Raw genomic sequence first — 222 nt, forward strand, 5'->3', positions numbered from 1 at the left:
GAAGCGTTCGACTTGCATGTATTAGGCACGCCGCCAGCGTTCGTCCTGAGCCAGGATCAAACTCTCATAAAAAGTTCGAACAATCTTGCGATTGTTAAGCTCAATTGTTTGCTAGCATATTGCTTGCTTGTTAAAAATGTTTGTTGTCTTGAATCAATCAAGACGCCCTACACATTTGGTTTGTCTTTGCTTTGTTCAGTTTTCAAAGGTCTACTTGATTAA

At 40.1% G+C, this 222-nt stretch carries 1 rRNA gene; it reads right to left on the bottom strand.

What is annotated here, in order from left to right:
• A 16S ribosomal RNA gene (locus AB5M32_RS13730) occupies nt 1-72 on the bottom strand; the annotation flags it as partial.
• Nucleotides 73-222: the final 150 nt, after the last annotated feature.

The organism is Enterococcus sp. C57 (assembly GCF_040887305.1).
GTDB lineage: Bacteria > Bacillota > Bacilli > Lactobacillales > Enterococcaceae > Enterococcus_B > Enterococcus_B hirae.